The 2,890-nt window shown below is 43.1% G+C and carries 4 protein-coding genes; all 4 read left to right on the top strand.

Annotation, left to right across the window (positions count from 1 at the left end):
* The coding region (locus A3761_RS27845) for a hypothetical protein (protein WP_197473096.1) at positions 1–338 on the top strand (338 nt) is incomplete at its 5' end.
* A 112-nt stretch (positions 339–450) separates the two neighbouring features.
* Positions 451–1,203, top strand: coding sequence for an SGNH/GDSL hydrolase family protein (locus tag A3761_RS17560; RefSeq protein WP_068554320.1), 753 nt, complete (start codon positions 451–453; stop codon positions 1,201–1,203).
* Between the two features lie 231 nt (positions 1,204–1,434).
* A complete protein-coding gene (locus tag A3761_RS17555) occupies positions 1,435–2,178 on the top strand; it encodes an SGNH/GDSL hydrolase family protein (RefSeq protein ID WP_082865373.1) in 744 nt (247 codons plus the stop codon).
* 82 nt (positions 2,179–2,260) lie between these two features.
* Positions 2,261–2,890: hypothetical protein (locus A3761_RS17550; RefSeq protein ID WP_197473095.1), on the top strand; the 630-nt coding region annotated here is incomplete at its 3' end.

The following is a 2,890-nucleotide window of genomic DNA, read 5'->3' as shown; positions in this document are numbered from 1 at the left end:
TTGGCAGAGACGACCAAGCGTCACATGCCCTTGCATTGTTGCGAATAGAGTCTCAGTGGCGTGATGAGGTTAAAGCGTGCTTATCAACAGAGTTGGATAGCGCATTTAGTCTTGTTAGTTTGGATCGAAATGAAGTGGCGATATTGATGCCTTCAACCTCACAACCGGATGCGGCCGGGAACCTGAAGCACTATTGTCGGTCTATCGGTGAAATAACACAGAAGGGCATTATGCCTTTAGGTGGTTTGCATGTTTTCACTTCCGTAGCGCGAGATCCTTTAACACTTATTCAGCACGCTAGAGATGATTTGGCCAGACGAATGTGCAATGAACCCTAAGGCAAATTGCGCACTGATCTATGAGATCTGTACGTAATCCTATACCTAAAAAAATTCATGACTGCGTTATCGTTGTTTCTCCATAAAACAATCAAAAAGCTGGAGAAGCAAAATGATTAGATTAAAACAAAAAAAATTGATAGACCTGCCAGTGAAGATGGCTAAGGCTGTCAAATTTGCAGCTGCCTGTATAGTTTCTGTGAGTGTTGTCGGTTGTACAGGTAACCCTTACGAAGAAGTGGCAGATCGCAATGACGTTATTACTCTGGGCGACTCGATCTTTGATCTTAATGGTGTCATTCAAGAGACGCTCGAATCCTATGCCGGTGAGACCTTTCGAGATTACACGCAAAGCGGAGCAGAGTTGTCTGGTGGTGCCTTGGCTAAAGCCGTCGATCAACAATATGAGGATGCTAAGTCTACAGACGCAAATATCGATACCATTGTTATGGATGGCGGCGGTAACGACATTCTTATCCCCGCAATGCTATTCGACCCTTATGGGTGTCGTACTCACTGGTGGCGTTGGAATATTTCAAGAAGCTGCCGTGGCTTGATTGAGGATCAGTATATTAATGCAGTAAACCTGCTCAATCAGATGGAAAGTGATGATGTTCAGAACGTGATATGGCTAGGGTATTACGAGTTACCTCGTGGCAATAAAAACCTCACAAAAGCCTTAAATTACGGTGATGACTTGCTTGGTTATGCTTGCGATGTAGCGACGAATGCAAGCTGCTCATTTGTCGATACGCGTGGCACTGTTCCAGCATCTCAAGTTGAAAGCGATAATATTCACCCAACCCCAGAAGGATCTATTAACTTGGCAAATCAGATTTGGCCTGTGCTTCAGCCTGTATTGTAATTCGGGTAAATACATTCACTCGACTTAATTAGATTTACATAGTTAGTGGGGCCAGGGAAGGCCCTTTTTTTGTCAATGAAATCACAAATCTATTCTCTTTTTAGCTCGTGTATTATCGAGGGTGCAAAATATGAACAATATTCACTATTTGGTACGTTTTGCGCCTCACTAAACTTAAATTAATCATTATAGGATCATGTCTCCATATCAAAAATAACAACTGGAGAAAGCATGAAAACGATGAATCTAAGAAAACTGTATCACAAAGGCGGCTCTATGATTAAGCTGGTGGGGACACTAGCGATTGCCGGTTCCTTGGTTGCTTGTACGGGAAACCCTTATGAAGAAAACGCTCAGCGTATGGACGTGGTAACGCTAGGTGATTCGATATTCGATTTGAATGGTGTAATTGAGGAGGACCTTCAAGCGAATGCCGGTACCACTTTCCGAAACTATACGCAAAGTGGCGCTGAGTTATCGGGTGGTTCATTAGCAACACCTGTAGACAAACAGTACCAAGATGCGAAAGCAACGGATGCGAATATTTCTACGATTGTCATGGATGGCGGCGGTAATGATATCTTGATACCGGCAACTCTATTCGACCCTTATGGTTGCCGTACTAAGTGGTATCGCTGGAACATTTCTAGCAGCTGCCGTGGCTTAGTTGAAGATCAGTATGTTAACGCGGTTAACTTGCTAAACCAAATGGATGCAGATGGCGTCGATAATGTTGTATGGCTCGGCTATTACGAGCTACCTAGAGGTAATGCGAATCTAACTCAAGCATTGAATTATGGAGATGACTTGCTGGGTTATGCTTGTGACGTGTCGAGTAATGCGAATTGTCATTTTGTAGATCCGCGTGGAACGGTACCTGCTTCTCAGGTGGAAAGTGATGATATTCATCCGACCGTGGAAGGATCTCATAACCTTTCAGCACAGATCTGGCCAGTACTTCAGCCTTTGCTATAAAACTAGAGTAGTTAGTTTTGGAGCGGCAGGGATCGCCGCTTTCTCGAAATGTCTAAAGATAATAATAATTCAGAGAGTAGATATGAGTGAGCACAATAAAGACGTAAATTTGAAACCCTATTTGTTGGGTGGCATCGCTGTTATCAGTATCGCACTAAGCGTTTTCCTTATTCAGTTATTTGCCAGTCAAAAGCCACTTAATTCGCACTATGAGCCTGTTTCTCTTGGCCCTTCATTACCTTTATCTTCCTCGACTGAGGATTACCTTGATGTGCCTACTCCTCAGATTCCAGAGTATTTGAAAGCGGAGCCTAGTGAGATTGAGCAGCTGATTGAAGCCTTAGTAAGCTTATTGGTTCAAGAACACTCAAGTGAGAAACACTTACCGTCTTTTCACGCAAGCTTGAAAGAAATGCGTAACGACTTAATACAGTCCTACCCAGATACAGGTGCGGAAATATTTGAGCGAATTATTCGAACGGCTTTCCCCGAGTTAGTAGATGATATTCTTGCTTTATTAGCAATGCTTGATATCTATGACGAGTGGCTCTTGACTAATATATTAGATCTGAATGAAATGCCTGCGTTGCAGCAGCAAGGCATGTTTTGGCAAAAGCGCTATGAAATTTTTGGTGAGGAGTTAGCAGAAGCTATTTGGGAGAAAGAACGAAGTGCTGAAGAAGATAAACGAGAGTCAATGCTCTCTACCGTT

The sequence above is a fragment of the Oleiphilus sp. HI0123 genome (genome assembly GCF_001635315.1).
Note: the sequence above shows the minus strand (reverse complement) of the source record. Positions and strands in the feature narration are given on the sequence as shown.